This window comes from Microbacterium sp. (assembly GCF_035277845.1).
Lineage (GTDB): Bacteria > Actinomycetota > Actinomycetes > Actinomycetales > Microbacteriaceae > Microbacterium.
In genome coordinates this window covers 1-2,654 of the sequence record NZ_DATEJS010000083.1, presented here as the reverse complement: position 1 = coordinate 2,654, position 2,654 = coordinate 1, and the positions used below count along the sequence as shown (strand labels likewise).

Sequence of the window (2,654 nt, the reverse complement as noted above, 5' to 3'; positions counted from 1 at the left end):
GTCCGAAGAGGTTCCCCAGATCACACCCCAAGCGGTGTCCGAGGCCGTCGATGCCGCTCTCGCGGCGATCGCGGCCGCCGCGGACACCGCGCAGCTGAAGGCCGCGCGCGCCGCGCACACCGCGGAGGGCTCGACCCTCGCGCGGCTGAACGCGAGCATGCGCCAGGTCGCCCCCGAGCACAAGGCCGAGTTCGGCAAGCTCGTCGGGCAGGGCCGGACCCGGGTGAACCAGGCGCTCGCCGCCCGCGAGGCCGAGCTCGAGCAGGCCGAGACCGCGGCGCGCCTCGAGGCCGAGCGGATCGACGTCACCGCCGTGGCATCCCGCTCGCGCGTGGGGGCGCGGCATCCGATCTCGCTGCTGCAGGAGGAGATCGCGGACATCTTCGTCGGCATGGGCTGGGAGATCGCGGAGGGCCCCGAGCTCGAGCACGAGTGGTTCAACTTCGACGCCCTGAACTTCGACGAGGACCACCCCGCGCGCCAGGAGCAGGACACCTTCTACGTGTCGCCCGCCGCGCGCCACCTGGTCATGCGCACGCACACGAGCCCGGTCCAGGTGCGCTCGATGCTCGAGCGCGACCTGCCGATCTACGTGCTGTGCCCCGGACGCGTGTACCGCACCGACGAGTTCGACGCCACGCACCTGCCCGTCTTCACCCAGTTCGAAGGCCTCGTCGTCGACAAGGGCATCACGATGGCGAACCTCAAGGGCACCCTCGACCACGCCGCGCGCGTGCTGTTCGGCCCCGAGGCGAAGACCCGGCTGCGCACCAACTTCTTCCCGTTCACCGAGCCGTCCGCCGAGCTCGACCTGTGGCACCCGACCTTCAAGGGCGGCGCGCGCTGGATCGAGTGGGGCGGCTGCGGCATGGTGAACCCCAACGTCCTGCGGGCCGCCGGCATCGACCCCGAGGTGTACTCCGGGTTCGCGTTCGGCATGGGCATCGAGCGCACGCTCATGTTCCGCAGCGACGTGCAGGACATGCGCGACATGGCCGAGGGCGATGTCCGCTTCAGCGAGCAGTTCGGAATGGTGGTCTGATGCGCGTCCCGCTTTCGTGGTTGCGTGAGTTCGTCGACGTCCCGCAGGGGGCGACGCCCGAGGACGTGCTGGCGGCGCTCGTCTCGGTCGGGTTCGAGGAGGAGGACGTCCACCGCTTCGAGATCACCGGCCCCGTCGTGGTCGGGCAGGTGGTCTCGGTCGAGCCCGAGCCGCAGACGAACGGCAAGACGATCAACTGGTGCCAGGTCGACGTCGGCACGGCGAACGGGGGCGTGCGCGGCATCGTCTGCGGTGCGCACAACTTCGTCGCCGGCGACAAGGTCGTGGTGACGCTCCCCGGCGCCGTGCTTCCGGGCCCGTTCCCGATCGCGGCGCGCAAGACCTACGGGCACACCTCCGACGGCATGATCGCGTCGGCGCGCGAGCTCGGTCTCGGCGACGAGCACAACGGCATCCTGCGTCTCGCCGACCTGGGCATCGACGCGGAGGTGGGGGCGGATGCCATTCCGCTCCTCGGCCTCGACGACGTCGCCGTCGACATCAACGTCACGCCCGACCGCGGCTACGCCCTCTCGATCCGCGGCGTCGCCCGCGAGTACGCGCACGCCACCGGCGCGGCGTTCCACGACCCGGGCGTGCGCGCCCACGACGAGGTCGCGCCCGGCTCCGGCTTCCCGATCGCGGTGCAGGACGACGCCCCGATCCGCGGCCGTGTCGGCGCGAGCGAGTTCGTCGTGCGCGTGGTCCGCGATGTGGATGCCTCGGCCCCGACCCCGCCGTGGATGATCGCGCGGCTGGCGCTCGCCGGCATCCGGTCGCTCGGCGTGCTGATCGACATCACCAACTACGTGATGCTCGAGCTCGGCCAGCCGATCCACGGCTACGACCTCGACAAGCTCACCGGCGGCATCACCGTGCGCCGGGCGTCTGCAGGCGAGAAGCTGACGACCCTCGACGGGCAGACCCGCACGCTCAGCGTCGAGGACCTGCTCATCACCGACGAGTCCGGCCCGATCGGCCTGGCCGGCGTCATGGGCGGCGGCACCACCGAGATGTCCGACGACACCCGCAACGTGCTCATCGAGGCGGCCACCTTCGAGACGGTGACGATCGCGCGCACCGCCCGCCGTCACAAGCTGCCCTCCGAGGCCTCGCGCCGGTTCGAGCGCGGCGTCGACCCGGCCATCCCGTTCGTCGCCGCGCGCCGCGTCGCCGACCTCATGGTCGAGCTCGCCGGCGGCACACTCGACCTGGGGCTCGGGGCCGCGCTGTTCGGCGAGACCGCGCAGACCGCGATCATCCTGCCGAAGCCGTTCGTCGCCGGCATCATCGGCGTCGACTACACGGAGGACGAGATCGTCGGCGCCCTCGAGATGGTCGGCTGCACCGTCGACGAGGCGGACGATGCCTGGCACGTCGTGGCGCCGAGCTGGCGCCCCGACCTCACGGACAAGTGGACCCTGGCCGAAGAGGTCAGCCGCATCCACGGCCTCGACCGCATCCCGTCGGTGCTGCCCACCCCGCCGTCCGGCCGAGGCCTCACCGCCCCGCAGCGCGCGCGCCGCCGCGTCGCGAACGCGCTCGCCGCCGCCGGGTACGTGGAGACGCCGTCGTTCCCGTTCACCACCGCCGAGCTGAACAGCCTGCACGG

General features: G+C 71.9%; 2 protein-coding genes. Both read left to right on the top strand.

The features are described from left to right. Positions 1-1,042, top strand: a 1,042-nt coding sequence (gene pheS / locus VJR25_RS03600; protein WP_324112606.1) for a phenylalanine--tRNA ligase subunit alpha, incomplete at its 5' end; no start/stop codon positions are given. Beyond that, a partial coding sequence (gene pheT / locus VJR25_RS03595) for a phenylalanine--tRNA ligase subunit beta (RefSeq protein WP_324112604.1) occupies positions 1,042-2,654 on the top strand: 1,613 nt, incomplete at its 3' end. The genes pheS and pheT, both read left to right, overlap by 1 nt.